We start from the raw sequence: 2,353 nt of genomic DNA on the forward strand, positions 1-2,353 counted from the left end.
GTCGAGGAAGGTTGCTTCGCCGGACTTGAAGTTCGGCGCGGCGGGGTCGAGGGTGAACGGGGTGGTGGACTTTGCTTCGCCCCGGTAACCGGCGGTGGCTCCGCCGTAGCGTCGCTTCACAGCGAACTCCTTCTCGTCAGTATCGGTGTCGTCGGAATCATCCTCGTTGGTGGACTCGCCCGCGTCGTCATCCTCGGACTCGTCGGAGTCGTCGGAATCATCGGTGCTGTCCTGCTCGCCGTCGGCCCCTTCGGACTCTTCGGAATCGTCGGAACCACCCTCGTCGCTATCATCCGCGAACGCGGCAGCAGCGGCGGCGGCGCGGTCCCGGCGACCTCGGATAGCGGCCTGGGCATCCGCCTTAGCGGCCTCGGCCTTAGCAGCACGCGCCTGCGTCACGGCTTCCGCGAGCTTCTCCAACGCGGCGACCTGCTCCTCGGTAGGGTTATCGCCCGCGTCGGCGGTCAGCTTATCGTAGACCGCCTTAGCGGCGGTGATGATCTTGTCAATCTCCGCCGGGTCGGTAGGCATGTTCGCCACGGCCTTGAGAATGTCATCCAGCGTGTTCATCTGGTCTCCTTGTCGGTCTCTCGTCCCTCTACGTCGGGAGTGTACAGGGCGACATGCCCCTCACCTCCCACAGTCTAGCTACGGGCTTCGCCCCTATTCGTGATGATCTCCCCACCGCCGTTCCGCGACGCGAACATCACCGCCTGCGTCTTAGACAGGAATGTTTGCTCCTGCACCTGACCATCCGCGTCGGTTGAGCGGACGGTGTACGTCGCCGGGGTGAAGCTTCCTCCGCTGCCACATGCTCCACAAGCCATTGTTAGTCCTCCTTGCTTTCCATGATGTCCCGCACCGCCTGATAGCGGGCGGGCACGTCCGGCTCCACGTCGAAGCCGATGACGCCCTGCGCGGCCTTGAACCGTTCGCGGAGCCCCGGCGCGTGCGCAAGCTCACCGGGGGAGTTCCCTTCGGCGCGGAGGGCGGCGAACACCTCACGCACCGCATCCATAGCAGCCACGCGGGCGGCATCCACCGGGGACAATTCCTCGACAGCGGGAGCAGCCCACCCGGACGCGCACAACGCCAGGGCTTGACCATCCGCGACGTACTCCCGCCGCACGGGGAAGCCCGGGGTGGACACGGACAAGGCAGCGACGAGCTCCAAGCTGTTGCCGACGCGCCGCCAGTCACCAGATAGGGGTGCGGTCGCGGCTTCGCGGAGCTTCGCGGCGGGCGCGTCCTGATTCACCTCACCAGCGACCCAGATGCCGTGCTCGTCCTCACCGGCGCGGACGAACGCCCAACACGACCCGGTCGTGTCGTAATGCTCCGCAGCGGCACGCACACCAGCGCGCACACCAGCATGACCACCACCCACAGTCAGACGGCCCACCGCCACCGGACCATCATCGGTGAGCACCGTGGACTGGTGGAAATGCGCGTACCCAGCCGCCGAACGGGGCGGGGTCACGCACTTACCGGGCTGACCGACGTGACACGTATCCCACAGCGCGAGGTGCCCGAACACACGCCCTTCCGGGGTGACGGTAATCGGAGTCGGCCCGTCCAGGCCAGGGTCAGCGAACGCCGCCGAATCATATTTCGGCAGGTCCAACACCGCACCAGCCGACGCGACCAGGCCGTCGGTATCCACCTCCGACTCGTCGCCGGTGAGTTGAATACCCACGTTTTCGAACGCGGGCTTCGCCACCAACGTCGCCGCCATGATCGTCGCCGAATGCACCTCCAGCCGAGGACCATCCTCCACCTCAAACGTGTCGGCAAGCATGTCGCACAAATCAACCGACGGGCGGATCACGCCCTTCTCCAGCAGGGCGATGACCTTATCCTCATCCGAGAAGATTGTGCCTTCCGCCGTGAACCCGTCCGGGGTGACCTCGCCCCGGTCGATGGTTCCGACGATACGGGACGAGTCGTGGCCCTCGCTCGTCGTTTCCTGCCACAGCAGTGGAAGGGGAAACTTCCGGAACCGGAACTCACCATCGGTCGTGAAAATACGACCATCACCGGTCGGCTCACCCACCGGGGCGAGACGGCCCTTCCACTCCAGGCCCTTCGCGCCACTAGCTGCCAACGCATCCATATCTAACTCCCTGATCTGTCGCTCTACGTCTCTCATACTATTGATCCGCGTCGCCCACGGTATGTCCGCGCCGATTTCATCCTCGACGTAGGTCGCGGTGCAGCGGCACTGGATCGTGTTCTTCGCCGAGCCGTTAGCCCGGTCGCCGGGGTAGCGCAGCAGCTCCCCACCCACCTCGAACGGCTCGTCCACCGGGCGGGTCTGCCCGTCCGCTTCGGCGTGTGCAACCCGCGTCCGCTC

General features: G+C 65.6%; 2 protein-coding genes. Both read right to left on the minus strand.

Going from position 1 to position 2,353, the window contains the following annotated elements; genetic code table 11:
• On the minus strand, nucleotides 1-570 hold a 570-nt coding region (locus ACTQZS_RS15275), incomplete at its 3' end, for a hypothetical protein (RefSeq protein ID WP_441476583.1).
• A 259-nt stretch (nucleotides 571-829) separates the two neighbouring features.
• On the minus strand, nucleotides 830-2,353 hold a 1,524-nt coding region (locus ACTQZS_RS15280; RefSeq protein ID WP_441476584.1), incomplete at its 5' end, for a hypothetical protein.

This window comes from Bilifractor sp. LCP19S3_H10 (assembly GCF_052119185.1).
Classification (GTDB): Bacteria; Bacillota; Clostridia; order Lachnospirales; family Lachnospiraceae; genus Bilifractor.